The 23,552-nt window shown below is 71.6% G+C and carries 21 protein-coding genes; 2 read left to right on the plus strand and 19 right to left on the minus strand.

What is annotated here, in order from left to right:
* Window positions 1-4 precede the first annotated feature (4 nt).
* Window positions 5-793 (plus strand): N-acyl homoserine lactonase family protein, encoded by a 789-nt coding sequence (locus J3S20_RS13040; RefSeq protein WP_216836904.1) that lies wholly within the window; start codon window positions 5-7, stop codon window positions 791-793.
* Here J3S20_RS13040 and J3S20_RS13045 read toward each other — a convergent pair.
* A complete protein-coding gene (locus J3S20_RS13045) occupies window positions 784-1,113 on the minus strand; it encodes a hypothetical protein (RefSeq protein ID WP_216836905.1) in 330 nt (109 codons plus the stop codon). The genes J3S20_RS13040 and J3S20_RS13045 overlap by 10 nt on opposite strands.
* A 58-nt stretch (window positions 1,114-1,171) precedes the next feature.
* On the opposite strand from J3S20_RS13045, the gene J3S20_RS13050 reads away from it, so the two are divergent.
* On the plus strand, window positions 1,172-1,651 hold the full coding sequence (locus J3S20_RS13050) for a hypothetical protein (protein ID WP_216836906.1): 480 nt from the start codon (window positions 1,172-1,174) through the stop codon (window positions 1,649-1,651).
* Here J3S20_RS13050 and J3S20_RS13055 read toward each other — a convergent pair.
* The 18 genes from J3S20_RS13055 to J3S20_RS13140 all read right to left on the minus strand — a co-directional run bounded on the left by J3S20_RS13055 (window position 1,640) and on the right by J3S20_RS13140 (window position 23,550).
* A complete protein-coding gene (locus J3S20_RS13055; RefSeq protein WP_216836907.1) occupies window positions 1,640-2,260 on the minus strand; it encodes a LysE family translocator in 621 nt (206 codons plus the stop codon). The two genes, J3S20_RS13050 and J3S20_RS13055, sit on opposite strands and share 12 nt — an antisense overlap.
* 75 nt (window positions 2,261-2,335) lie before the next feature.
* Complete coding sequence (ligA, locus tag J3S20_RS13060) at window positions 2,336-4,498, minus strand: NAD-dependent DNA ligase LigA (RefSeq protein ID WP_216836908.1); 2,163 nt, start codon at window positions 4,496-4,498, stop codon at window positions 2,336-2,338.
* Window positions 4,495-4,971 carry a GNAT family N-acetyltransferase gene (locus tag J3S20_RS13065; RefSeq protein ID WP_216836909.1) on the minus strand — a complete coding sequence of 159 codons (477 nt, stop codon included), beginning with the start codon at window positions 4,969-4,971 and terminating at the stop codon, window positions 4,495-4,497. Before J3S20_RS13065 ends, ligA begins: the two co-directional genes overlap by 4 nt.
* The gene (recN, locus tag J3S20_RS13070; RefSeq protein WP_216836910.1) at window positions 4,968-6,647 is read right to left on the minus strand and encodes a DNA repair protein RecN; all 1,680 of its coding nucleotides are present in this window, start codon (window positions 6,645-6,647) and stop codon (window positions 4,968-4,970) included. The genes J3S20_RS13065 and recN overlap by 4 nt, the downstream gene beginning before the upstream one ends.
* Before the next feature lie 49 nt (window positions 6,648-6,696).
* Complete coding sequence (locus J3S20_RS13075; RefSeq protein ID WP_246602727.1) at window positions 6,697-7,539, minus strand: outer membrane protein assembly factor BamD; 843 nt, start codon at window positions 7,537-7,539, stop codon at window positions 6,697-6,699.
* A gap of 147 nt (window positions 7,540-7,686) precedes the next feature.
* Entirely contained in the window at window positions 7,687-8,634 is a 948-nt protein-coding gene (lpxC, locus tag J3S20_RS13080) for a UDP-3-O-acyl-N-acetylglucosamine deacetylase (protein ID WP_216836912.1), read from the minus strand.
* Between the two features lie 265 nt (window positions 8,635-8,899).
* Complete coding sequence (ftsZ, locus tag J3S20_RS13085; protein ID WP_216836913.1) at window positions 8,900-10,441, minus strand: cell division protein FtsZ; 1,542 nt, start codon at window positions 10,439-10,441, stop codon at window positions 8,900-8,902.
* A 76-nt stretch (window positions 10,442-10,517) separates the two neighbouring features.
* Window positions 10,518-11,810: a cell division protein FtsA gene (ftsA, locus tag J3S20_RS13090; protein ID WP_216836914.1), complete on the minus strand. Its 1,293-nt coding sequence runs from the start codon at window positions 11,808-11,810 to the stop codon at window positions 10,518-10,520.
* On the minus strand, window positions 11,807-12,709 hold the full coding sequence (locus tag J3S20_RS13095) for a cell division protein FtsQ/DivIB (protein ID WP_246602728.1): 903 nt from the start codon (window positions 12,707-12,709) through the stop codon (window positions 11,807-11,809). The genes ftsA and J3S20_RS13095 overlap by 4 nt, the downstream gene beginning before the upstream one ends.
* A complete protein-coding gene (locus J3S20_RS13100; protein WP_216836915.1) occupies window positions 12,699-13,619 on the minus strand; it encodes a D-alanine--D-alanine ligase in 921 nt (306 codons plus the stop codon). Before J3S20_RS13100 ends, J3S20_RS13095 begins: the two co-directional genes overlap by 11 nt.
* Window positions 13,616-14,515 (minus strand): UDP-N-acetylmuramate dehydrogenase, encoded by a 900-nt coding sequence (gene murB, locus J3S20_RS13105; RefSeq protein WP_216836916.1) that lies wholly within the window; start codon window positions 14,513-14,515, stop codon window positions 13,616-13,618. The genes J3S20_RS13100 and murB overlap by 4 nt, the downstream gene beginning before the upstream one ends.
* Before the next feature lie 14 nt (window positions 14,516-14,529).
* Window positions 14,530-15,972 carry a UDP-N-acetylmuramate--L-alanine ligase gene (gene murC, locus J3S20_RS13110; protein ID WP_216836917.1) on the minus strand — a complete coding sequence of 481 codons (1,443 nt, stop codon included), beginning with the start codon at window positions 15,970-15,972 and terminating at the stop codon, window positions 14,530-14,532.
* A complete protein-coding gene (murG, locus tag J3S20_RS13115; protein ID WP_216836918.1) occupies window positions 15,972-17,114 on the minus strand; it encodes an undecaprenyldiphospho-muramoylpentapeptide beta-N-acetylglucosaminyltransferase in 1,143 nt (380 codons plus the stop codon). Before murG ends, murC begins: the two co-directional genes overlap by 1 nt.
* Window positions 17,111-18,241, minus strand: a complete 1,131-nt coding sequence (locus J3S20_RS13120) for an FtsW/RodA/SpoVE family cell cycle protein (protein WP_216836919.1) — start codon at window positions 18,239-18,241, stop codon at window positions 17,111-17,113. Before J3S20_RS13120 ends, murG begins: the two co-directional genes overlap by 4 nt.
* On the minus strand, window positions 18,238-19,638 hold the full coding sequence (murD, locus tag J3S20_RS13125; RefSeq protein ID WP_216836920.1) for a UDP-N-acetylmuramoyl-L-alanine--D-glutamate ligase: 1,401 nt from the start codon (window positions 19,636-19,638) through the stop codon (window positions 18,238-18,240). The genes J3S20_RS13120 and murD overlap by 4 nt, the downstream gene beginning before the upstream one ends.
* Window positions 19,635-20,723, minus strand: a complete 1,089-nt coding sequence (mraY, locus tag J3S20_RS13130) for a phospho-N-acetylmuramoyl-pentapeptide-transferase (RefSeq protein ID WP_216836921.1) — start codon at window positions 20,721-20,723, stop codon at window positions 19,635-19,637. The genes murD and mraY overlap by 4 nt, the downstream gene beginning before the upstream one ends.
* Entirely contained in the window at window positions 20,720-22,090 is a 1,371-nt protein-coding gene (locus J3S20_RS13135; RefSeq protein WP_216836922.1) for a UDP-N-acetylmuramoyl-tripeptide--D-alanyl-D-alanine ligase, read from the minus strand. The genes mraY and J3S20_RS13135 overlap by 4 nt, the downstream gene beginning before the upstream one ends.
* Window positions 22,087-23,550: a UDP-N-acetylmuramoyl-L-alanyl-D-glutamate--2,6-diaminopimelate ligase gene (locus tag J3S20_RS13140; protein WP_216836923.1), complete on the minus strand. Its 1,464-nt coding sequence runs from the start codon at window positions 23,548-23,550 to the stop codon at window positions 22,087-22,089. The genes J3S20_RS13135 and J3S20_RS13140 overlap by 4 nt, the downstream gene beginning before the upstream one ends.
* Window positions 23,551-23,552: the final 2 nt, after the last annotated feature.

A 23,552-nucleotide genomic window follows, 5' to 3' on the forward strand; every position in this document is an offset into this window, starting at 1 on the left:
GACGATGTGGCAGGTTTTTGCGCTCCGCTACGCGCATCATGAGCGCACCGCCGCGGCCAATTTCATGGGCCCGGTGCCGGATGCGCATGAGGCGATGCCGATGGACTACTTCGTCTGGCTGCTGCGCGGGCCGGATGGGCGGGAGATCCTGGTCGATACCGGCTACTCCGCCGCCACCGCCGCGCGCCGCGACCGCCGCCTGCTGCGCCCGGTGGAAGATGCGCTGCGCGCCGTCGGCAGCGACCCCACGAAAATCCGCGACGTCATCATCACCCATTTGCACTACGACCACGCCGGCAACCTGGACCTCTTCCCCAACGCCACCTTCCACATCCAGGACCGCGAGGTGGCCTTCGCCACCGGCCGTCACATGTGCAGCATCTGCATCCGCCAGACCTTCGAAGTGGAGGACGTGGTCCTGCTGATCCGCGCCCTCTATGCCGAGCGGGTGCAGTTCCATGACGGGGAAGGGGAGGTCGCCCCCGGCGTCACCCTGCACGGCATCGGCGGTCATTCGGATGGGCTGCAGATGGTGAAGGTGGCGACCGCGCGCGGCCCGCTGGTGATCGCCGGCGACGCCAGCCACTACTACGCCAATATGGACCGCCAGATCCCCTTCCCGATCGTCTTCGACCTCGGCGCGATGATCCAGGGCTGGCGCAAGGCGCGGGCCCTGGCGGGGGGTGACGCCACGCTGGTGATCCCGGGCCACGACCCGCTGGTGCGCCAGCGCTTCCCGGTCTCGGAAGTCGATTCCGAGGCCTGGCGCCTCGACCTGCCGCCTCACTCGTAAAGGAAGGAGTATCCGGCGAGGCCGAGCCCGACCACGGCGAAAAGCATGGAGATGATCGACCAGCCCGGCTTCGGCCCGCGATGGCCGAACCACCAGTTCAGCGCGAAGGACCCGAAGAGCGCCGCGGCCGGGTCCGACCAGTGGCGCGTCGTGAAGCCGCGCAGGATCAGCACCACCCAGGCGGCCAACGCCGCGAAGGACAGCACCCGCCACAGCAGTTCCAGGGCCGGATTGGGCAGGTGCAGGCCGAGCCGTCCGGAGACGGTGTGGATATAGGCCGCAACCGAGAGCAGCAGCGCGGCGATCATGAAGGCGGACATGCCGCCGATTGACCGCACCAGGGCGGGAAAGACAAGGGCCGCGAGGGGAGATCCGCCGATGACGACGCTGTTCGAGGGATCGCTGCTGGCCGACTACCACCAGTTCCTGCTCTGTGACGCGGTGGCCTGGCCGGATGCGCCGGTCTTCTGGCCAGAGGCCGTGCTGCGCGCGCGGCTGAACCTGGCGCCCGGCATGCTGGTCGTTTCCACCGTCCGCAATATGAGGGTGCCGGTGCGGGTGCTGCTGCATCCGGCGCGGCCGGCGCTGGACCTCGCGGCCTTCGACCATGTGGCGGAGGCGCCGCTGCACGCGCCGTCCGGTCGCATCGCCATCCTTGGCCTGACCGATGCGCAGGACAGCGCCGCCACGGCCGCCGTCCCGCAGTTGCCGCTGCGCGCCCTGGTCACCTTCGCGGGCCTCGGCACGCTCAGCGCGGATGGGCTGGAGGGCGCGGACCGCTACACCGTGCATCTCTTTCCCGGGACGGAAACCGGCGTCACCGTGCTCCGCCAGTGGGAGGAAGCCTCACCCCCGTGACGGCACCAGCAGCCGCAAGCCGAGACCGAGGAACAGCAGCCCCGCCACCCCTTCCAGCCAGCGCGCATGGCGGTTCAGCCGCGCCGCGGCGCGCCCCGCGCCATGGATCAGCAGCCCATAGGCGGGCAGGGACATCAGCGGCACCAGCGGGCCGAGCAGCGCCATCTGCAGCCAGGCCGGGCCACGCGCCGGATCCACGAATTGCGGCAGGAAGGCCAGGAAGAACAGGATGACCTTGGGGTTGGTCAGGTTGGTCACGAATCCCTGCCGGAAGGCCGCCCCCACCGGCGCCGCCGGCCGCAGCACCCCGCCGCCCCGCCAGGCCGCCCGCAGCGCGCCGGCCCCGAGCCAGATCAGATAGGCCGCGCCCACCAGCCGCAGCGCCTCGAACAGGGCAGGGGAGGCCGCGATCAGCGCCGCCACGCCGGAAGCCGCCAGCGCCACATGCACCAGCGCGCCGCTGACGATGCCGAACATCGCCGCCCAGCCGCGCGGCGCCCCGCCCGCCAGGCTCTGGCCGATGACGAAGAGCATGTCCGGCCCGGGCGTCAGGATCAGCACCCAGGCGGCGAAGAGGAAGCCAGCGAAAAGCTGCGGGTCGATCGGCATGGCAGCAGCCTGCGCCGCGCGCACCGAGCAGGGAAACGAATAGCGGTGATCCGGCGCATCAACCGGTCTGATTCCTCAGCCGAGCCCCGCCATCTCTCGCCACTCGGCTTCCGTCAGCACGCGCAGACCCAGCTCCGCCGCCTTCTTCGCCTTGCTGCCGGCCTCGGCCCCGACCACGACGAAATCGGTCTTCTTCGACACGCTCTTCGTCACCTTGGCGCCGAGCCTTTCGGCCTGCGCCTCCGCCTCGTCGCGGGACATCGCCTCCAGCGTGCCAGTGAAGACGATCACCTTGCCGGCGAAGGGGCTGTCGGCCGCGGCGGCCACCACCGCATCCTCCGGCGTCACCTCCCGCGCCAGGTCGTCCAGCGCGGCGCGGTTGCGCGCCTCGGCGAAGAATTCGGCGAGTTCGGTCGCGATCGCGGGGCCGATGCCCTGGATCGAGCCCAGCTCCTCCCGCGCCTCGGAGCCGATGGTGGTCGCCGCGATCATCTTCTCCCGCCACTCGGCGAAGGAGTGGTAGTGGCGCGCCAGCAGCTTGGCATTGGCCTCGCCGATGCGGCGGATGCCCAGCGCAAAGATGAAGCGCTCCAGGGGCACGCGCCGCCGCGCCTCGATCGCCGCCAGCAGGTTGGTCAGGCGCTTCGCATCCTTGCCGGATTTCGCGCCCCAGCCCTCCCAGCCTCGAATCGTCTCGGCATGGTTCTTCAGGCGGAAGATGTCGGCCGGGGTCTTCAGCAGACCCGCCTCGTACAGCGCCCGAAAATTCTCCTCGCCCAGCCCCTCGATATCCATGGCGTTGCGCCGGGCGAAGTGGATGAGGCGCTCCACCGTCTGCGCCGGGCAGATCAGCCCGCCGGTGCAGCGCTTCACCACCTCTCCATTCGGCCGGATGGCATGGCTGCCGCAGGCCGGGCAGCGGTCCGGAAAGACGAAAGGCTTTGCTTCCGCCGGCCGCTTCTCCAGCACCACGGAGACGATCTGCGGGATCACATCGCCGGCGCGCTGCAGCACCACCGTATCGCCGATCCGCACGTCCTTGCGGACGATCTCGTCCTCGTTGTGCAGCGTCGCATGCGTCACCATCACGCCGCCGACGCCAACCGGCTGCATCACCGCGCGCGGCGTCAGCGCACCGGTGCGGCCGACCTGGATCTCGATATCCAGCAGCACCGTCTCCGCCTGCTCCGCCTGAAATTTCCAGGCGATGGCCCAACGCGGCGCGCGGCCGACGAAGCCCAGGCGCCTCTGCCAGTCCAGCCGGTCCAGCTTGTAGACGACGCCGTCGATATCGTAGCTCAGCGCCGCGCGGCCTTCCGCCATGCGCTTCTGGAAGCCGAGCGCCGCTTCCTCACCCTCCAGCACCGCGGAGGCAGGGTTCACGCGGAAACCCCATTTCCGCAGCTGTTCCAGCCAGCCCCAATGCGTCTCCGCCGGCGCCGCGCTGGCCTCGCCCATCGCATAGGCAAACAGCTTCAGCGGCCGCTGCGCGGTGATGGCCGGGTCCAGCTGGCGCAGCGCGCCGGCCGCCGCATTGCGCGGATTGACCGGCACGACGATGGCCGGGCCGAGCTTCTCGCCACGCTCGCGCCGTTCCTCACGCTCCGCCGCCGCCTGCGCCTGCTGCGCGCGGAAGGCGAGGAAATCGGCCTTCTCCATGAAGACCTCGCCGCGGATCTCGATGCGCGCCGGTGCCTCCCCCTTCAGGCGGCGCGGCAGCTCGCTCTCGGGCAGGGTTTCGAGGTTGCGGGTGACATCCTCCCCCTCCATCCCGTCGCCACGCGTGGCACCCCGAACGAAGACGCCATTCTCGAAAAGCAGGTTGATCGAGAGCCCGTCGATCTTCGGCTCCCCCACGAAGACTAGCTTTTCGCCCGCATCCAGCCGCAGGAAGCGCCGCACCGAGGCGGTGAATTCGAGAAAGTCCGAATCCGCGAAAGCGTTGTCGAGCGAGAGCATCGGCACGCCATGCCGCAGCTTGGCGAATCCTTCCGCCGCCTCCGCGCCCACCTTGCGGCTGGGGCTGTCGTCGCGGATCAGGTCCGGGAAGCGGGCCTCGATGGCGCGGTTGCGGCGCACCAGCGCGTCATAGGCGGCATCCGTGATCTCCGGCGCATCCTGCCGGTGATAGGCCTCGTCGTGATGCGCGATCTCGGCGGCCAGGGCGGCGAGTTCCCAGGCCGCTTCCTCCTCCGTCAGCGCCTCCACGGCGCGGCTGCGCAGGCTGCTCTCGCTCATGGTTCCTCATCCGCCAGGCGCGCCAGTGCCGCGCCTTCCAGCAATTCGCCGCTGAACAGGCCTTCGCTGCGCGCACCGATGGCGCGGTAGAACAGGGTGGCCTCGTCATCGCCCTGGTCCACGCCCCACCAGAGGCAGAGCGCGCCCTGTCGCCGCGCCTCCGCCGCCAGCGCCGCCATCAGCCCGCGCGCCAGCCCGCGCCGGCGGGACCCGGGCTCGACATAGAGATCCAGCAGCATCAGCGCCCAGCCGCAGCGTTCCGCATCATAGACCAGCCCGGCGGTGGCGAAGCCCACCACCCGCCCATCCCGTTCCGCGACGCGCAGCAGGGCCTTGGGGGAGGGGCAGATCAGGTCGCGCAGCACGACCTCCGCCGTCATCGGCAGGTCAGGGCCGGGTCCGTCCAGGCTGTTGATGGCGTTGATCAGCCCCGCCACGGCGCCGGCCTCGCCGGGCACCGCCGTGCGGATCACAGCAGCCCGCCGGCCAGCAGGCTGTCCGCCGCCATCCGCGCCGCCTCCGTTACCTGTTCGCCGGCCAGCATCCGGGCAATCTCCTCCCGCCGCTGCGGCGCATCCAGCGGCGTGACGCGCGTCTCCGCGCGACCGGCCTTCACCTGCTTGGCGACCGAGAGGTGGCGGCTGCCGCGCGCCGCCACCTGCGGCGAATGCGTCACCACCAGCACCTGCAGCCGTTCCGCCACCCGCAGCAGGCGCTCGCCCACCGCCGCCGCCGTGGCGCCGCCGACGCCGCTATCGACCTCGTCGAAGACCAGCGTCGGCACGGGCGATCCGCGCGCCAGCACCACCTTCAGCGCCAGCATGAGGCGCGACAGCTCGCCGCCCGAGGCCACCTTGTCCAGCGCGCCAGGCGCCTGGCCGGGATTGGTGGAGACCAGGAAGGTCACACGGTCCACGCCATCCGGCGCCCAGGCCGCCTCCGGCCGCGGCGCCACATCCACCACCAGCCGGGCGCGATCCAGCTTCAGCGGCGGCAATTCCCGCCCCAGCGCCTTTTCCAGCTTCGCCGCCGCGTCGCGCCGCGCCTCGGTCAGCCTGCCGCTGGCGGCCAGATAGGCGGCGCGTTTCTCCGCCAGCGCCGCCTCCGCGGCCGCCACCTGGCCGGTGCCGGCATCCAGCGCCGCCAGCCGGTCCTTCAGCGAGGCCAGCAGCGCCGGCAATTCCACCACCGGAACCAGGTGCTTGCGGGCGGCGGCGCGCAGCGCGAACAGCCGCTCCTCCACCTGTTCCAGCCGGCGCGGATCCGGCGCCACCTCCTGCACCAGCCGCTCCAGCGCCGTCTCCGCCTCGCCCAGCGCATCCAATGCGCGGCCGATCGCCTCCAGCGCCGGCTCGGCCTCCGTATTCGGGGCGGGCAGGCGTTCCAGGGCGCGCGAGGCGTTGCGCAGGGCGGCAGCGGGATTGGCGCTGCGGCGGTCGCGCGGCTGCAGGCTGGCCAGCGCCTCGGCGATTGCCTCGCCGCGCCGCTCGCCCTGCTGCAGGCGCTGGCGCTCGGCCGCCAGCTCATCCTCCTCGCCTTCGACGGGGGCGAGGGATTCGAGTTCGGCCACGGCGTGGCGCAGAAATTCCTCGTCGCGTTGGGCGGCGGCGATGCGCTCCCGCGCCTCGGACAAGGCGCGCTCGGCTTCCCGCCAGGCCTTGTGGGCGGTAGCGCTGGCGGCGCGCAGCTTTTCCAACCCACCCGAGGCATCGAGCAGCCCGGCATGGTTGGTCGAATCGGTCAGCCCCACCTGGTCATGCTGGCCCTGCACCTCGACCAGCAGCGCGCCGAGGCGCCGCAGCAGGGCCAGGCCCACCGGCTGGTCGTTGACGAAGGCGCGGGAGCGGCCATCGGCGGTGACGATGCGCCGCAGCACGATCTCGTCCTCGGCCTCGATCCCCTGGTCCACCAGCAGCGCGCGCGCCGGGTGCTGCTCGGGGGGCGCGAAGGCGGCGGCGACGCTGGCCTGGGACTGGCCGGCACGCACCAGCCCGCTTTCCGCCCGCGCGCCCAGCGCCAGGCCGAGGCTGTCCAGCAGGATGGACTTGCCCGCGCCGGTCTCGCCCGTCAGCACCGTCAGCCCCGGGCCGAAGCCCAGGTCCAGGCGCTCGATCAGCACCACGTCCCGGATGGCGAGCGAGGTCAGCATCGCGCTTCGAGCGCGTCTTGCGTAAAGCGTGCGAGGGGCGCGGCTGGCGTCAGAAGATGGATCCGACCACGCGGCTGAAGAAGCCCGGGCGGTTCGGCTCGGAGCCCTCGGCGCCATCGACCAGCAGCGCGTAGCTGTCCTGGTACCAGGGGCTGCCGGGATAGTTGTGGCCGAGCACGGCGGCGGTGCGCCGCGCTTCGTCCACCAGGCCCATGGTGAGGTACAGCTCCGTCAGCCGGTGCAGCGCCTCGGGCACGTGGTTGGTGGTCTGGTATTCGTCCACCACGCGGCGGAAGCGGCCGATGGCGGCGGTGTTCAGGCGGCGCGTCTGGTAGAAGCGGCCGATCGTCATCTCGCGCCCCGCCAGGTGGTCGCGCGCCAGGTCCATCTTCAGCCGCGCATCGCGCGCATAGGGCGTGTTGGGGAAGCGATTCGCCACATCCTGCAGCGCCGCCATGGCTTGTTCGGTGGTGCGCTGGTCGCGCTGGATGTCGTTGATCTGCTCGTAATAGCTCAGCGCGCGCAGGTAATAGGCATAGGCGATGTCGCGATGCGCCGGATGCAGCTGGATGAAGCGGTCCAGCGCGCCCAGCGCCTCGGTGTAGCGGTTGCGCATGTACTCGCCATAGGCCGCCATCAGCTTGGCGTTGGTGGCGAAGGCGGAATAGGGGTGCTCGCGCTCCACCCGGTCGAACAGCTCGACCGCGCGCTGGTAGCGCTCGGCGGTCAGCGCCTCCATCCCCTGGGCGTAGAGACCCTCGGCCGAGCTGTCCTGGCCGCTGGCGCCGGGCGAGCCGGGCGGCGGGGCGCCGAGCGAGTTCATGCGCCCGTCCCAGGCCGTGCAGGCGGCCATGGGCAGGATGAGGAGAAGGGGCAGAAGGCGTCGAAGCATCGCGCACCGGTCAGGCATGGGGCTTCCCTATACCATGCTGCGGCATGGTCACGGCAAGGCGCGGGTCGCCGCCGTGTGTCTCACGCTGTCCTAAGCGATACCGGCCGTGGTGTCACTTCACCGCCGCGCGCGAGGCCCGGCCTTGGGTCAGGCCATGGCCGGCGCGGCGGCGGCCGGCAGCCGGGTCGCGACTCCGTCCATCGGCAGCTCGCCATCCACCATCCGCCAGGCGCCGCGATCGGCGAACAGCGCCCGCAGCAGCTTGTTGTTCAGCGCATGGCCGGAGCGATGGCCGATGAAGCGGGCGGACAGCGCGGCACCTGCCAGCGCCAGGTCGCCCACCACGTCGAGCAGCTTGTGGCGCACGAATTCATCCGGGCGGCGCAGGCCACCCGGGTTCAGCACCAGCGGGCCATCCACCACGATGGCATTGTCCAGGCTGCCGCCCTGGGCCAGGCCGGCGGCGCGCAGCCGCGCGATCTCCTCGGCCAGGGTGAAGGTGCGGGCATCGGCCAGGCCGGCCCGGAAGGCGGCCGGGGTCAGGCGCATCTGCACCTTCTGGCTGCCAATGGCGGTGGAGGGAAATTCGATGCTCATCGCCGCCTCGAAGCCCGGGACATGGGCCGGATGCAGCTCGACGAAGGCGTCCTTTTCCTCGACGCGGATGCGGCGCAGCACCTCGATCACCGGCGCGGCGGCCTCGAGGCCGACGGTGCCGGCGCAGTCGATCAGGAACAGGAAGGGCGCCGCGGAGCCGTCCAGGATCGGCACTTCCGGGCCATCCAGCTCGAGGATCGCATCGGTCACGCCGGCACCCGCCAGCGCCGCCATCACATGCTCCACCGTGCCGATTCGCGCCTGGGGCGCGCCTTCGGCCACCAGCGCGGTGCAGAGGCGGGTATCGACCACGCGGTCGAAAAGGGCGGGGATATCGATGCCGAGGTCGCTGCGGCGGAACAGGATGCCCGTGCCGGCGGTGGCCGGGCGCAGGGTGAGGGAGACGCGGCGCCCGCTATGCAGGCCGACGCCGACGCAGCCGATCGCCGTCTTCAGCGTCTTGCGCCGTCTCAGATCGACCGGAAGGAAACCGTCCATGCGCGTCCTGCACCCCTGACCTCGCCCGGAACCCCGACCACACAAAATGGCCATTCACCCGGACGTGTCCTGCGAAATCGGCCCTGCCTTGCGGGGCAGGGGCCGAGGGGCGGCCAGACCCGGCGTCCCAGGCTGTTAATGCCATTGGAGGCCGGGAGACGCCACTCAAGCCTTGTTTCTCCATATTACGTCGCAAGCCATTGTATTGATTGACTTGTTGCGTTGCGGCGAAGCCTCAATTCCGCCGCATTTTGCCGTCTTTGCCTCAGTTGCTCTGGCGGCGAAGGAAGGTGGGAATGTCAAGCCCCATTTCGTCCTGCTGCGCCGGGGGCGCCACCGGGCGCGGCGCGGCCGCAGGCTCCATCCGCGCCTGAGGCGCGGCCTGCACCGGCGTCTCCGGCAGGTCGCGGCGCATCAGGCCGGTGGCGCGGCGGAACAGGTTGTTCAGTCCGCCGGGCTGCGCGACCGGCATCGGCGCCGGCTGGCGGGTGCCGGCCGGGGCGCGCAGCGCGGGCTCCGCCTGCGCCATCGTCACCGGTGCCTCCGCCATCGGGGCTTCGGCCATCGGGGCCGCCATGGGCGCCGGGGCGGCCATGGGCGCAGGCTGGGCCGGCTGCGGCGCGGCATAGGTCTGCGCCGGGCGCATCGCCGCCGGCTGCTGCGGGGTCGCGACGCGCGGCGTGAAGCCGGCCGGCGCGCGCATGCCGGGCGCGGGCTGCGGCGCCGGCGCATGGCCCGTGCCATGCCCCTGGGGCACCGGGGCGCTGGCCACCGCCTGCAGCACGCCGCCGCCGCCCACCGCCACCAGCTTCGGCCGCTCGGCCTCGCGCGCCTCGCGCGCATCGATGCCGGTCGCCACGACGGAAACCCGCAGGCGGCCATTCATCGACTCGTCGACCGAGGAGCCGAAGATCACATTGGCATCCTCGTCCACTTCCTTGCGGATGCGATTCGCCGCCTCATCCACCTCGAACAGCGTCATGTCGAGGCCGCCGGTGATGTTGATCAGCACGCCGCGCGCGCCGTGCATGGAGGTATCCTCCAGCAGCGGATTGCTGATGGCTTCCTCCGCCGCCTTCACGGCGCGGCCCTCGCCCTCGGCCTCGCCGGTGCCCATCATCGCCTTGCCCATCTCCGCCATCACGGTGCGGATATCGGCGAAGTCGAGGTTCACCAGGCCCGGGTTCACCATCAGGTCCGTCACGCCGCGCACGCCCATGTAGAGGACGTTGTCGGCCATGCGGAAGGCTTCCGCGAAGGTGGTCCGCTCATTCGCCAGGCGGAAAAGGTTCTGGTTCGGAATCACAATCAGCGTGTCGACGAACTGCTGCAGTTCCTCGATGCCCGCATCGGCCGCCTTGCGGCGCTTCGGCCCCTCGAAGTCGAAGGGCTTGGTCACCACGCCGACGGTCAGGATGCCACGCTCCCGCGCCATGCGGGCGATGACGGGCGCCGCGCCCGTGCCGGTGCCGCCGCCCATGCCGGCGGTGACGAAGACCATGTGGCTGCCTTCCAGGTGGCGTGCCAACTCGGTCTCCGCTTCCTCCGCCGCACCACGGCCGATCTCCGGCTTGGCGCCGGCGCCGAGGCCCTGCGTCAGGTAGGAGCCGAGCTGCACGCGGCGATCCGCCTTGGAATGCTGCAGCGACTGCGCATCCGTATTCGCCACCAGGAACTCGACGCCCTCGAGCCCCATGGTGACCATGTTGTTCACCGCATTGGTGCCGCCGCCGCCGACGCCGACCACGGTGATGCGCGGGCTGAAATCCGTGTGCTGCTGGTTCGGGATCGTCAGGTTGAGGGTCATACTGGGGGCCTTTCCTGGAAGCTCAGCCTTGCGTCGGGCCAAAGGAGGGGGTGGGGAAAGCAGGCGGGGCGCATCGTCAGACTCGCACCCGCAGCCATTCGATGAAGCGGCGCAGCCGGCCACCATGCCGGTCCGCACCTGGGGCAATGTCGATCAGCGGCCGACCCTCGCCGGCGCCCCAGGCGAGCAGCCCGATGGCGGTGGCGAAAGGCGGGCCACCCGCGGTTTCCGGCAGGCCGCGCACCGTGCGCGGACGGCCGACCCGCACCTGGCGGTCCAGCACGCGGGCCGCCAGTTCGCGCGCGCCGATCAGCTGGCTGGCGCCGCCGGTCAGCACCACGCGGGTGCCGGCCTCCTTGGCGACGCCCGCATTCTCCAGCCGCTCGCGCACGAATTCGAAGGTCTCCTCGAGTCGAGGTCGAATGATATTGACGATCATCGCGCGCGGCACGCGGGCGATGTGGTCCTCATCCTCGCCGACCAGCGGCACGGGCAGCATCTCGCGGTCATCGTCCGCCGCCGCCATCGCCCCGCCATGCAGCGTCTTCAGCCGCTCGGCGTGGTTGATCGGCGTCGAAAGCACGCGGGCCAGGTCGTTGGTCACCTGCCAGCCGCCGACCGGGATCTGCGCGGTATGGATCAGCTGGCCCTCGCTGAAGACGGCGATGGAGGTGGTGCCGCCGCCCATGTCGATGACCGTGGCGCCGATGCGCTTCTCATCCTCGACCAGCGTGGCGAGGCCGGCGGCGAGCGGGGAGGAGACCAGCTCCTCCACCTCCAGGTCGCAGCGCGCCAGGCAGGCGCCCAGGTTGCGCAGCGCGGCCTGCGAGGCATCGACCAGATGCACCCGCGCGCCGAGCGTATCACACACCATCCCGCGCGGATCCTCGACGCCGGGCGTCGCATCCACGGTGAAGGAGACGGGGGAGCCATGCACCGTCTCACGCCCATCCTCGGTGCCGCGGCGGCGGCCTTCGGTCAGGATGGCGCGCAGGTCGGGCTCCGTCACCGCGCGGCCGCCGATCGGCCATTGCACATGCAGCAGCCGGCTGTCCGGCTGGCCGCAGGACAGGTTGACGATGGCGCCGGAAAGCTGCGTATCCGCCATCTCCTCCGCCTGGCCGACGGCGGCGCGGATGGCGCGCTCCGCCTCCTCCAGGTCGATGATGGAGCCGCCCTTCACGCCGCGGCCGCGCTGCCAGCCGAAGCCCAGCACGCGGGGCTCGCCATCGCCCTCGATGCGCGCGATCAGGCAGACCACCTTTGTGGTGCCGATATCGAGCACGCCGAAGACACCGCTGCGCGCGCCGCGGCGGCGGCGCTCGGCGGGTGGCTCCACGCCGGCGGGAAGGCGCGAGAGCGCATTCATCCGCGCGTGCTCCGGTTCGCGTTGCGTCGCGCCGGCGCGGGCTGTTCCTCGGCCGGCTGCTGCCGCACCACCAGGCGATCCGGCAGGCGCATGTCGACGGCGACCAGCGGCCGGTCCAGCAGCGCATTGCGTGCCTGCAGCTCGGACAGCCGGTTCAGCGCCGGCGCCTCCTGCCCCTCCGGCAGCAGCACGTCGGTGCCGCTGTGCAGGCGCAGGTTCCAGCGCCGCTCGCCGACGCGCACCAGCGCCTGGGTGCGGGCCAGGATGTTGCGATGCGCCAGCAGCAGGTCATACAGCGCGGCCGCGTGCTTTTCCGCCCCCGCGCCCACCACCAGCGGCAACGGGCCGAAGGCGTCCAGCGTCTCCGTCTCCACCACCAGCCCCTCGCGGTCGATCACCGCGAAGCGGCCCTGGTGCTGCCAGATGGCGAAGGGCGCACGCTCGGTCAGCCGCACCAGGATGGTGCCCGGCAGGCGGCGTTCGACATGCGCGGCCTCGACCCAGGCGATGGTCTCCAGCCGCTCCCGTGCCTCTTTCGGCGAGAAGCCGAGCATGGGGTCGCCGAGCTCGGCGCCGATCGCCGCGCGGATCAGGTCGGGCGGCGTGTTCTGCCGGCCTTCCACCACCACTTCCGCCACTTCCAGCCCGGCGGCGAGGCCGAGCTCCGCCGCATTCTCCACCACCGCGCGCACGCGCCCGGCGGGGTCCGCGGCATAGATGGCATAGCCGGTGGCGCCCAGCAGGCCGCAGCCGATCATCCACAGCGCCGCCGGCCGCAGCAGCCCGCGCCGGCGCTTCAGCCAGAGCCGCAGGCGGCTCGGCCGATCGGGGTCCTTCCGCGTCGGGCGCGGCGCGCTGCGCACCGGCGCGCGCCGTGCGGCGAGGGGTTCACGGGCCATGACGCGCCTCCCTGACCATCCAGGCACAGAGCTCCGGGAAACCGATGCCGACATGCGCCGCCTGTTCCGGCACCAGCGAGGTGCGCGTCATGCCCGGCTGGGTATTCACCTCCAGCAGCACGAGGCGCCCCGGCTCGCCGGCGCTGTCGTCGTAGCGCAGATCGGCTCGGGACACGCCGCGGCAGCCGAGCGCCTGGTGCGCCCGCAGCGCGATCTCCATCGCCCGCGCGCGGGTTTCGGGATGCACCGGCGCGGGCAGGGTGTGGCGGCTGCCGCCATCCGCATACTTGGCTTCGTAGTCGTAGAAGACATGGCCGGTGTCGATCTCCGTCACCTCCAGCGCCCGGTCGCCCATCACGGCGACCGTCAGCTCGCGCCCGGGGATGAAGGCCTCCGCCATGATGCGCTTGTCGTACTTCCAGCCGCGCGCCACCTCGGCCCGCCGGTTATTGCCCTCACGAAAAATCTCGACGCCGACGGAGGAGCCTTCGTTCACCGGCTTCACGACATAGGGCAGCGGCAGCGGATCCGCCGCCTCCAGCTCCTCCGGCGTCACCAGCCGGCTTTCCGCGACGGGCAGCCCGGCTGCCAGGAACACTGCCTTCGCCGCCGACTTGTCCATGGCGACGGAGGAGGCGCGCACGCCCGAATGCGTATAGGGCAGGCCCATCCAGTCCAGCACGCCCTGGATGCAGCCATCCTCGCCGTAGCGGCCATGCAGCGCGTTGAACACCACATCGGGCTTCGCCGCCTGCAGCGCACCGATCACCGCGCCGAGGTCGCCGCCGACCTCGATCGGGGTCACGTCGAACCCGGCCGCGCGCAGTGCCGCGAGCACCTGCTGGCCGGTGGCTAGGCTGACCTCGCGTTCCGCCGAAACGCCGCCGAACAGCACCGATACGCGCGTCATGCCGCCACCTCGCCGATGCGCTTGATTTCCCAATCCAGCGCGATGCCGGAGGTCGCCAGCACCCTTGCCCGCACCTCCTCGCCCAGTCCTTCCAGATCCGCCGCCGTGGCGCCGCCGGTGTTGAGCAGGAAATTCGCGTGCAGCTCCGAGACCTGCGCGCGACCGCGCACCAGGCCGCGGCACCCCGCCGCATCGACCAGCGCCCAGGCCTTCTGGCCCGGCGGATTCTTGAAGGTGGAGCCGCCGGTGCGGGCGCGCACGGGCTGCGACGCTTCCCGCGCCGTGCGGATACGCGCCATCTCCGCCGCGATCGCCGCGGCATCGCCGGGCTGCGCGCGGAAGCGGGCGCGCACCACCACGCCGCGCACCGGCAGCGTGGCGCGCCGATAGGCGAAGTGCAGATCCGCCGCGCTCAGCCGCAGCAGGCCCTGCGGTGTCGCCACCTCCGCCCAATCCAGCGCATCCACCACTTCGCGCCCATAGGCGCCGGCATTCATCGCGACGGCGCCGCCGATGCTGCCGGGAATGCCGCAGAGGAATTCCAGCCCCGCGAGACCGGCCGCCGCCGCATGTTCCGCCACCACCGCATCCAGCGCCGCCGCGCCGGCGACGATGCCATCCGCCTCGACGACAACCTCGCCGAAGCCGCGCCCCGCAAGCCGCAGCACCACGCCGCGCACGCCGCCATCGCGGATGATGAGGTTCGACGCCGCGCCCACCACCGTCAGCGGCACCGCCTCCGGCAGGTCGCGCAGCAGCAGCAGCAGGTCCTCCGCATCCGCCGGCCGCACCAGCCACTCTGCCGGCCCGCCGACGCGGAACCAGGTGAAGGGCGCCAGCGGCGCATCCGGCGTCACGCGCCCGCGCAGCGGCGGCAGGGTGGCGTGCGTGGCCATGTCGCGCAGCGCCGTCACTTAAGCCCCCCGGCCAGCCGCGGCCGGGTGCGGGACTGCAGCGCCAGCAGCTGTTCCGGCAGCGCATGCGCCCAGCTGGTGATGGTGCCGGCGCCGAGGCACACGACATAGTCGCCGGACTTGGCGATGGCATTCACCATCTCCGCCAGGCTGTCCGGCCCGGGCAGCGGCACCACGCTGCGATGCCCGCGCGCACGCAGGCCCTCGACCAGCGCATCCCTGTCATAGCCCGGCATCGGCTGTTCGCCCGCCGCATAGACGTCCGCGACGATGACCGTCCCGGCGTCGTTCATGCACGTACAAAAATCCTCGAAGAGCGAGGCGAGGCGGGAATAGCGGTGCGGCTGCACCACCGCCACCACGTCGCGCGCCCCCGCCTGCCGCGCCGCCTTCAGCACCGCGGCGATCTCCACCGGATGGTGGCCGTAATCGTCGATGACGACGATGCCCCCGGCCTCACCCGTGCGGGTGAAGCGGCGCTTCACGCCCTTGAAGCCCATCAGCGCGGTGCGGATGGTGGCCTCGTCGATATCCATCTCCAGCCCGATGGCGATGGCGGCCAGCGCATTCTGCACATTGTGGCTGCCGAGCATCGGCAGGCGCATCGGCTTCAGCGTGCGGCTGCGCCCCGTGGCGCGGTCCCGCACCGCCACCTCGAAGGTCGCGCCCATACGGTCCGTGATCAGCTTCTCTGCCCGCACATCGGCCTGCGGCGAGAAGCCATAGGTGATGATGCGGCGATCCGACAGGCGCGGGATCATCGCCTGCACCTCGTGATGGTCGGCGCAAAGCACCGCAAAACCATAGAAGGGGATATTGCCGACGAACTGGGCGTAGCCCTCCTTCATCGCCTCCGCCGTGCCCCAATGGTCCAGGTGTTCGGGATCCATGTTGGTGACCACGGCGCAGACGGCAGGCAGCTTCAGGAAGCTGCCGTCGCTCTCATCCGCCTCCACCACCATCCAGTCGCCGGAACCGAGGCGCGCATTTGTGCCATAGGCGTTGATGATGCCGCCATTGATGACGGTGGGGTCGAGCTTCGCGGCTTCCAGCACGCAGGCGACCAGGCTGGTGGTGGTGGTCTTGCCATGGGTGCCGCCGATGGCGACGGCCCATTTCAGCCGCATCAGCTCCGCCAGCATCTCGGCGCGCCGCACGACCGGGATCAGCCGCGCGCGCGCGGCCTGCACTTCCGGATTGTCCTTCTTTACGGCGGTGGAGGTGACCACCACCTGCGCGGCGCCGAGATTGGCGGCATCATGCCCTACCATCACGGGAATGCCGGACTCGCGCAGCCGGGTGACGTTGTAGCCCTCCGCGATATCGCTGCCCTGCACGGAATAGCCGAGGTTGTGCAGCACCTCCGCGATGCCGGACATGCCGATGCCGCCGATGCCCACGAAATGAATCGGGCCGATGGAGAGAGGCAGCGCGCGCATCAGCGGGACTCCGCCATCGCGGGGCTGCGATGGGTCAAATTCTGCACAAGATCGGCCAGCCGGCGCGCCGCGTCGGGCCGCGCCAGGGTGGACGCGGCCGCGGCGGCACGCGCCAGCACGGCCGGGGTGGTGAACATCGCCTGCATCTGCCGCGCCAGGGCTTCCGGCGTGAAGCCGGACTGCCGCATGATCCAGGCCGCGCCGGCGCCTTCCAGCAGGCGGCCATTCGCCGTCTGGTGGTCATCGATCGCATGCGGCAACGGCACCAGCACGGAAGGCCGCCCGGCGCAGGCCAGCTCCGCCACGGTGGAGGCGCCGGCGCGGGCCACCACCAGATGCGCCATGGCCAGCCGCACCGCGATGTCGCCGAAAAAGGGGGAAAGATCTGCCGGCACGCCCGCTTCCCGATAGGCGGCCTCGACCCGCGGCAGATCCTCCGCCCGCGTCTGCTGCGTCACCACCAGCCGCTGGCGCAGGCCTTCGGGCAACAGCGCCACCGCGCCCGGCACGACATCCGCAAAAATCCGCGCGCCCAGGCTGCCGCCCAGCACGAGAAGCCGGATCGCGCCATCCTCGCCCGGCGCCGCGAAACCCTGGCCGGTCAGCGCCGCCAGCGCCGGCCGCACCGGATTGCCCACCACCTCGACATGCGCCGACGACGGCACCCGTGCCGTATCCGCCGCCGACAGCGCCAGCAGGTCGGCGCCCGGCGCCAGCAGCCGGTTGGCACGGCCGAGCACGCCGTTCTGCTCGTGCAGCGCGGTCGCCGGCCGCGTCGCGCGCGGCAGCGTGCGCGCCGCGATCAGCGGCGGCACCGAAGGGTAGCCGCCGAAGCCCACCACCGCCGCCGCATCGAGGCGCGTCAGGATGCGCCGCGCCTCCAGCGTGCCGGCGGCCAGCGCCAGCGCACCCCGCGCCGCACCGCGCACCCCGCGGCCGGCCAGGCCCGAGCCCTTCAGCACGAAGCGCTCCGCATTGCCGAAGGCCGGGCTCTCATAGGCCGCGCTGCGCGCATCGGTCATCAGGGCGATGCGCTCCCCGCGCGCCACCAGCTCCGCCGCCAGCGCTTCCGCCGGAAACAGATGCCCACCGGTGCCGCCGGCGGCGATGACGATGGGGCGGACGGCCGGGCCGCGCATCATCGATCGTCCTCGACGCGCGACAGGCGGCGGCGCGTCAGCGCCAGCAGCATGCCCATTCCGAGCGCAATGGCGACGACGGAGGACCCGCCATAGGAGACGAAGGGCAGCGTCATGCCCTTGGTGGGGATCAGGTGCAGGGTGGAGGCCATGTTGATGAAGCTCTGCAGCCCGAACTGCGTCAGCAGCCCGGCGCAGGCCAGCACCACGAACAGGTCGGTCTCCCCCAGCAGCCGCACCAGCCCGCGCACAACGACGAAAGCGAACAGCGCCAGGATCACCAGGCAGACCACCAGGCCGAATTCCTCTCCGGCGACCGCGAAGACGAAGTCGGCATGCGCGTCCGGCAGCACGTTCTTGATGCGGCCCTCACCGGGGCCACGGCCCAGCAGCCCGCCATTGCCGAAGGCCTCCAGCGCCACCTCCGCCTGGTAGTTGTCGGCATTGGGGTCGAGGAAGCGCTGCACGCGGGATTGCACATGCGGGAACAGGAAATAGGCGCCGACCGCGCCGCCCAGCCCGCAGGCGCCGGCCACCACCACGATCACCATGTTCAGCCCGGCCACGAAGAACTGCGCGAAGAACACGGCCGTGACCACCAGCAGCATGCCGATATCCGGCTGACGCTGCAGCAGCAGCGCGATGATGACGAAGAGCAGCACGGCCAGCGCCGTGGCGCCGTAGCGCTTGTTCAGCTTGCCTTCCGCGATCAGCCAGGCGGCGACCACGGCGAAGCAGGGCTTGAGGAATTCCGAAGGCTGCAGGGACCCGATGCCGGGCAGCGAGATCCAGCGCCGCGCGCCCTTGATCTCCGCCCCCACCACCAGCGTCGCCGCCACCAGCACCATGGCGCAGCCGAGGCCCAGCCAGGCCAGTAGCCGCACCTGCTTCACCGTCAGCATGGAGACCAGCACCATCACGCTGGCCGCCATCGCCAGATAGGCGATCTGCCGCATGAAGAACATGTTGCGCGACGCCGCGCCGATGCGTTCCGCGACGGCCGGGCTCGCCGCCAGCATCATCACATAGCCGAAGCCGATCAGCGTCAGCAGCGCCGCCAGCGTCCAGCGATCGACCGTCCACCACCAGCGGCCGACCGTCGAGGTATCGGCGCGGGAAACCTGCATCATGCCGCCCTCCCCATATCCCCGGTTGCCATGGCCTGCACCAGCGCGCGGAAGCGGTCGCCGCGCGCATCGAAGCCGGTGAACTGGTCCCAGGAGGCCGCGGCCGGCGACAGCAGCACCACCTCCGCCCCCGTCGCATGGGCGGCGGCGGCGGCGGCCGGCACGGCGTCTTCCAGCCGGCCCACGACCTCATGCGGCACGCCATGCGCGGCCAGCGTCGCGGCGAAGGCCGGCCCGTCGCGGCCGATCAGCAGGGCGCGGGCGATGCGCGGGAAGAAGGGGGCGAGGCTCTCGATCCCGCCCTCCTTGCCGGTGCCGCCGGCGATCCAGACGACGCGGTCGTAACTGGCGAGCGCCCGCGCCGCGCTTTCGGCATTCGTCGCCTTGCTGTCGTTGACGAAGCGCAGCCCGCCGATCTGTCCGACCAGCTCCTGCCGATGCGGCAGGCCGCCGAAGCTGTGCAGGCCACGCGCGACATCAGCGCGCGTCAGTCCGAGCGACAGCGCCGCCGCCGCTGCGGCCGCCGCATTCTGCGCATTGTGTGCACCGGGCAGGGCAGGCGCCTCGCGCAGATCGGCGATCTCGCCGCTGTCGTCACGCAGGCTGCGCCCCTCCGCCCAGATGCCGCCCGGCACGGGCCGCATTCCTGAAATCGGGATCATCTTCGCGGCCAGTCCTGCCGCCATCCCTGTGGACAATTCATCGTCCTGGCCGAGCACCGCGAAGTCCTCCCGGCTCTGCCGTGCAAAGATATTCATCTTCGCAGCAGCATAGCCGGCCATGCTTCCATGGCGGTCGAGGTGATCGGGGCTCAGGTTCAACATGACCCCCACCTTGAAGCCGACAGTCGCGATTCGCTCCAAGCTATAGCTTGACATTTCGAGGGTGTAGAACCCTTCCGACCCCAACATGTTGAGTCCCAGCGCAGCCGGGCCAAGGTTGCCGCCCACTTCCGAAACCCGCCCCGCGCCGGTCAGGATATGGTGCAGCAGCGCGGTGGTGGTGGACTTGCCATTGGTGCCGGTGATGCCGAGGAAGGCCGCCCGGCTGCCCGCCGCGCGCACCGCGCGAAACAGGAATTCCACGTCGCAGAGGATCGGCACGCCGGCCGCCCGCGCGGCCTCGGCCGCCGGATGCGGCTTCGGAAGCGTGTGCGGGATGCCCGGCGAAAGCAGCAGCGCATCGGCCTTCATCGAGCCCTGCGCCGGGTCGCGCAGCACGAAGCCAGCTGCCTCCGCCGCGGCGCGCGCCGGCGCGCCATCGTCCCAGCAGGTCACCTCCGCGCCCCAGTCCCGCAGCCGCGCCGCCGCCGGCAGCCCGGCGCGGCCGAGGCCGACCACGGCGATCCGCTCGCCCGCGAAGGGCCGGAAGCCCGTGCCGGGGCGGCTTGCGCTGCTCATCGCAGCTTCAGCGTCGAAAGGCCGACCAGGCCGAGGATCATGGCGATGATCCAGAAGCGGATCACGATGGTCGGTTCCGCCCAGCCCTTCTTCTCGAAATGGTGGTGCAGCGGCGCCATCAGGAAGACGCGCTGGCCGGTGCGCTTGAACCAGAAGACCTGGATGATGACGGACAGCGTCTCCACCACGAACAGGCCGCCGACGATCGCCAGCACGATCTCATGCTTCGTGGCGACCGCCACCGCGCCCAGCGCGCCGCCGAGCGCGAGCGAGCCGGTATCGCCCATGAAGACCGCCGCCGGCGGCGCGTTGAACCACAGGAAGCCGAGGCTCGCGCCGATCAGCGCGGAGCAGAAGACGGCCAGCTCGCCGGACCCCGCCACCGCATGCAGTTGCAGATGATCGGCAAAAATGCGGTTGCCGACGAGATAGGCGATCAGCGCGAAGACGCCGGCCGCGATCATCACCGGCACGATGGCCAGGCCATCCAGCCCATCCGTCAGATTCACGGCATTGGAGGCGCCCATCATCACCAGCATCGCCAGGATCGGGAAGGCGAAGCCGAGGGGGATCAGCAGTTCCTTGAACACCGGCACCGCCAGCTTGTCGGACAGCGCCTCCGGCATCAGCCAGGTCAGCCACACCGCCGCCAGCAGGCCGATCACCGCCTGGGCGATCAGCTTGGCGCGGCCGGAGACGCCCTTGGTGTTCCGCTTGGTCACCTTCAGCCAGTCATCGGCGAAGCCCAGCGCGCCATAGCCCAGCGTCACCATCAGCACGCACCAGACGAAGCCGTTGCGCAGATCGGCCCAGAGCAGGGTGGACCCCGTCAGGGCCAGCAGGATCAGCATGCCGCCCATGGTGGGCGTGCCCTTCTTGGTCAGCAGATGGCTCGCCGGCCCATCCTCCCGGATCGGCTGGCCGCCATTCTGCTTCGCGCGCAGCCAGCGGATCAGCATCGGCCCGAAGAACAGCGCGATGATCAGCGCGGTGATGCAGGCCGCGCCAGCGCGGAAGGTGACGTAGCGCACCACGTTGAACAGGGCGAAGCTTTCCGCCATGGGCGCGAGGAGATGGAAGATCATGGAGACGCACTTTCGGTCAGCGCCTGCACCACGGTCTTCATGCCCGTTGCGAGACTGCCTTTGACGAGAACGGTGTCGCCATCGCGCAGCGCGGCGGCGACGAGGGGCGCGAGCTCGGCCGATGTCGCGGCCCAGGCGCCGATGCGGGCGGCGGGAAGGGCGTCCAGCGCATGGCGCATCAACGGGCCGCAGGCGAAGACGAGATCGGCGGCAACCTCGATATGCGGCGCCAGGGCGGCATGCTCGGCCGCGGCGAAATCGCCGAGCTCGCCCATCTGCCCCAGCACCGCCACCCGGCGCCGGGCCGGCAGCAGCTTCAGCAGGGCGAGGGCGGCGCGCATGGAGGGAGGCTGGCCGTTATAGGCCTCGTCCAGCAGCGTGGCGCTGCCGCCATCGCCGGTGGCGATGCGGCGGCGGTCGCCGCGGCCCTGCAGGGCGCGGAAATCGCGCAGCGCGCCGGCCGCCTGCGCCACATCCAGCCCCAGCGCCGCCACCACCGCCAGCGCGGCGATCGCATTGCCCGCCATATGCAGACCTGGCGTGCCGAGCCGGAAGTCCAGCCGCGTCCCCAGAATTTCGGCAGTGACATCGCTGCCTTCCGCATCCGCGCGCACGGCGATGGCGCGCGCATCGCCACCTGCGCCGAACGTCACCACGCGCGCCGCGCCGGCCGCGGCGCGCAGCAGTGGCAGGAACTCGCTCTCCGCCGGCAGCACCGCGCTGCCGCCCGGCAGCAGCCCCGAAAGGATCGCCGACTTCTCCCGCGCGATCGCCTCCAGGCTGCCCATATGGCCGAGATGCGCGGCGCCGATGCTGGTGATGACCGCGACATGCGGCTGCGCCAGGGCGGAAAGCGGCGCGATCTCGCCCGGGTGGTTCATGCCGATCTCGATGATCGCGAAGGCACTGTCGCGCGGCATGCGGGCCAGCGTCAGCGGCACGCCCCAGTGGTTGTTGTAGCTGGCCACCGCCGCATGCGTGGCGCCGGCGGTGGAGAGCAGGGCGCGCAGCATCTCCTTCGTCGTGGTCTTGCCGACGCTGCCGGTGACGCCCACGACCTTCGCCGCGCAGCGGGCCCGCGCCGCCGTACCCAGCGCGCGCAGCCCGGCCAGCGTCTCCGCCACACGCAGCAGCGGCGCATCGGCCGGCAGGCCGGCCGGCACATGGTCCACCAGCGCCGTCACGGCGCCGCGCGCCAGTGCGCCGGCGACGAAGTCATGCCCGTCCCGCGCATCGCGCAGCGCGACGAACAGATCGCCCGCTGCGACGCTGCGGCTGTCGATCGACACGCCGCTGACGGAAAGCTCCGCCGCCAGGCTGCCGCCGGTCGCCGTGCGCAGCTCCGCGCTGGTCCAGAGCGCGCTCATGCCAGCCCCGCCGCAGCGCGGACCACGGCGGCATCGTCGAAGGGCAGCGTCTCCCGCCCGATGGTCTGGCCGCTCTCATGCCCCTTGCCGGCCACCGCCAGCACATCGCCGGGCTGCAGCGCCGCGACGGCGCGGACGATGGCGCCGGCGCGGTCGCCGGCATCGATGCCGCCCGGGCAGGCCGCCAGCATGGCGGCGCGGATCGCGGCCGGATCCTCGCTGCGCGGATTGTCGTCTGTCACCCAGCACACATCCGCCCGTGCCGCGCAGGCCGCGCCCATCAGCGGGCGCTTGCCCGGGTCGCGGTCGCCGCCGGCGCCGAACAGCACATGCAGCCGCCCGCCGGGTGCGACATGCGCGCGCAGCGCGCCCAGCAGCCGGTCCAGCGCATCCGGCGTATGGGCATAATCCACGTAGATCGCGGCACCGTTGGGCAGGCGCGCCGCCAGCTCCATCCGCCCGCGCACGCCCTGCAGGCGCGGCAGCAGTTCGAAGGCGCGTTCCGGCGCCATGCCGGCGCCGATGGCCAGCGCCGCCGCCATCAGCACATTGTCCGCCTGGAAGCGGCCCGGCAGCGCCAGGCGCAGGCGCTCGCGCAGGCCGAAGCCTTCGATGGTGATGTCCTGGCCCTCGGGCAGGGCGGCCTGCGCCACCAGGCGTAGCGTTTCGCCCGCCTCGCCCACCGTCATCAGCCGCAGCCCGCGCGCGGCGGCGATGCCGCGCAGCGCCTCCCGCGTCGCGCCGTCCATCTCCGCATTCGCCACCGCCGCGGCGCCGGGCGGCAGCAGCGTGTCGAACAGCCGCAGCTTCGCGGCGCGATAGGCGTCCATGTCGCCGTGATAGTCCAGGTGGTCGCGCGTCAGGTTGGTGAAGCCGGCCGCCGCCAGCCGCACGCCATCCAACCGCCGCTGCTCCAGCCCGTGGGAGGAAGCCTCCAGCGCCGCGGCCTCGAAGCCGGCGCGGGCCAGCGCGGCCAGCATCGCCTGCAGCGCGACGGGATCGGGCGTTGTCAGCGAGGGGCCTTCGGGGAAGCCCACCGCCCGCAGCCCCAGCGTGCCGAGCGAGGCCGCGCGCTGCCCGTCCAGCGTCCAGAGCTGGCGCAGGAAATCCACGCTGCTGGTCTTGCCATTGGTGCCGGTGACGGCGATGCAGATGCGCGGTTGCGCGCCATGGAAGGCGGAAGCGATCAGCGCCAGCGCGCGGCGCGGATCGGCCGCCTGCAGCAGCGGCCGCGCCGGCACGTCCTGCGGCCAGTCCGTGCCCGCCGGTGCCAGCACGGCGGCTGCGCCGGCCGCCACGGCCTGGGCGATGAAGCGGCGGCCATCGGCCTGGGCACCGGGAAGGGCTGCGAAAAGATCGCCAGGCGCGACCTGGCGGCTGTCGGCCGTCAGCCCGCTTATCGGCGGCAGCGCGCCGGCGGGGACGGAAAGGCCGGGAATCGCGCGCAGCAGATCGTCCATGC

This window comes from Falsiroseomonas tokyonensis (genome assembly GCF_019024325.1).
Classification (GTDB): domain Bacteria; phylum Pseudomonadota; class Alphaproteobacteria; order Acetobacterales; family Acetobacteraceae; genus Falsiroseomonas; species Falsiroseomonas tokyonensis.